General features: G+C 33.0%; 3 protein-coding genes. All 3 read left to right on the plus strand.

Annotation, left to right across the window (positions count from 1 at the left end; genetic code table 11):
• A partial coding sequence (locus CHX27_RS15450) for a hypothetical protein (protein ID WP_207758913.1) occupies nucleotides 1–373 on the plus strand: 373 nt, incomplete at its 5' end.
• Between the two features lie 442 nt (nucleotides 374–815).
• The gene (locus CHX27_RS00970) at nucleotides 816–1334 is read left to right on the plus strand and encodes an NAD(P)-dependent oxidoreductase (protein ID WP_094484911.1); all 519 of its coding nucleotides are present in this window, start codon (nucleotides 816–818) and stop codon (nucleotides 1332–1334) included.
• Nucleotides 1335–1500: 166 nt separating this feature from the next.
• Nucleotides 1501–2277: an alpha/beta fold hydrolase gene (locus CHX27_RS00975; protein WP_094484912.1), complete on the plus strand. Its 777-nt coding sequence runs from the start codon at nucleotides 1501–1503 to the stop codon at nucleotides 2275–2277.
• The last annotated feature ends 88 nt before the right edge of the window (nucleotides 2278–2365 follow it).

Genomic DNA, 2365 nt, shown 5'->3' on the forward strand with positions numbered 1-2365 from the left:
TTTGCTAACACACGGAACAAGTGACCCAGCAATGCCAGCAAATGGTGGATGTGTTGCTAATGTAGGTGGAAATTGTAATCGTGGAAAAGTAATCTCACAGACAGCAACTATAAGTTATTGGTTACAAAGAAACGGTTTGCAAAATGTCACACCAACAATTTCAACCTTTGACCTTAATACTAGCGATGCAGGAAACGTAGAAAAAAGAATATATAATGGTACAAATCCTTTAGTATATTACATATTAAATAATGCAGGACATCAAGCTCCAAGCAAAACAGTATTTTCCAATTCGTCTCCAGCACAAGGTGTACAAAACCGAGATATTGAATTTGCAGAAGAAGTTTGGAACTTTTTTAAAGGACTTCAATAAAAACAGCACACAACAGCGGTTTAGGAAAATGGCGGGTTCAGTACTAAATTGAAAGTAAGTGCTCTTCTAAATCTGCTACTTCGTCAAGCGGCATTACGATACTTTACTGAAAGTTTTTTTATTTTATGAGAAANAGGAAAATGGCGGGTTCAGTACTAAATTGAAAGTAAGTGCTCTTCTAAATCTGCTACTTCGTCAAGCGGCATTACGATACTTTACTGAAAGTTTTTTTATTTTATGAGAAAGTGTTAATAGAGTTAGTTTTCTGTTTTTAACATTATTTGGAAATTTAAATCATTTCATTCACAATTCTAAACGAATAGACATTACTAATTAATTTATTTTCAGAGGATATTTTAACAGACAGCATTCCAAAAAATTCATTTTTTTACACTTATATTAGAAAACGATTTTGTTTAACAAATGAAATTTAATATTACATATGAAAGTAGTCATTTTTGGTGCCAGTGGTTTTTCGGGGCGCGCAATTCTAAAAAAAGCTTTATCTCAAGATTATCAGGTAACCATTCTTGTTCGAAATAGGAATTCCATTCCAATGAAAGCTAGTAATCTTATAATAGTTGAAGGAAATGTACTTGACAGAAATACAGTTGACGAAATCATACAAAATCAAGATGTCGTAATTCAATGTTTGGGCATTGGCGGAAAAGGTAACGGAAAACAATCCACTTTTATATCAGATGCTACCAAAATAATAGTAGATGAAATGGAGAAAAGCAACGTGAAAAGACTTGTTGTGATGAGTAATGTTGGTGCTGGTAATAGTGTTGCTTTTCAGCCTTGGTTCTTCAACAAAATTATTCTCCCTTATTTCATGAAATGGTTGAAAGTAATCATTGATGACAAGAACCGCATGGAGCCGGTAATAATGAATAGCCAATTGGACTGGACCATTGTTCGATGCCCAAATATTGTTGATAAACCTGCGAAAAAAAAATAGTAAAGCAACTATTGATGGTAAAGGGTTAAAGCAATCAATAACATTAGAAGATATGGCAGCTTTCATTGTTGAGCAAATTACAGATAAAACATTTTCAAAACAAGCCCCTTCAATTAGCAACTAAAATAAATTTTTTCTCATTGTAATCCTTTCTTTGTTATCATTTATGAATACTTATGCACAACCAAAATATATAACTACAAATATCGGGAGGATAGCCGTTTATATAAAAGAAAACACTTTTGATAAAGTGCCAATTATATTTCTTCATGGGGTATATTTTGACCATCACTTGTGGGACAGCCAAATTAAAGAAATAAACGACCGTACAGTAATTTCTATTGATATGCCTTTTCATGGAAATAGCAGAGAGATTATAAAAACGAATTGGACTATGACTGACTGTTCAAACATGCTAATTGAGATTTTAGACAGTTTGAAAATATCCAAAGTCATTGCTTTTGGTCACTCCTGGGGTAGTATGACTATTTTGAGAGCAGCACACAAATATCCAGAACTTTTTGCGTCAATAGGGTTTTGTAATATGCCATTTCAAGCAGCCTCAAAAAAGCGAAAGGCTACCTTTGGCCTACAACATTCCATGTTAGTGTTACGAAATTTTTATACAAAACAAGCCGCAAAAGCCTTATTTGGAAAAGTATCATTGAAAGAAAATGCATCTTTGATAAATCAGCTCCAACGACCAATGAGTATCTTATCAAATAAGCAAGTTAAGCAAATCGACAAAGTTGTTATTTTGGATGCTATTGATGCAACGGATTTAATCAAAACACTAAAAGTTAAAGCCATAGCTTTAAAAGGAGTAGAGGATTATGTGCCAAAACCGCCCAATATTGAAACTATTGTTATTGAGGGAGGACATATTAGCCCCCTAGAAAAACCGTATGAAGTTTCTAAAATACTTGAGAGACTTTTACAATAATTACCGTATTTAAGAGTTCGTTGAGTATGTAAACTTATTAGAAATTAACCCGTTGGGTGAAATTAAATTAATTGATTTTTGATGTTAT

Source organism: Flavobacterium aurantiibacter (assembly GCF_002251775.1).
In the GTDB taxonomy this organism is placed as follows: Bacteria; Bacteroidota; Bacteroidia; order Flavobacteriales; family Flavobacteriaceae; genus Flavobacterium; species Flavobacterium aurantiibacter.

Bases quoted from the DNA above. Each gene is read 5' to 3' on its own strand.
- CHX27_RS00975 (WP_094484912.1), top strand. From the start codon at position 1,501: ATGAATACTTATGCACAACCAAAATATATAACTACAAATATCGGGAGG.
- CHX27_RS00970 (WP_094484911.1), top strand. From the start codon at position 816: ATGAAAGTAGTCATTTTTGGTGCCAGTGGTTTTTCGGGGCGCGCAATT.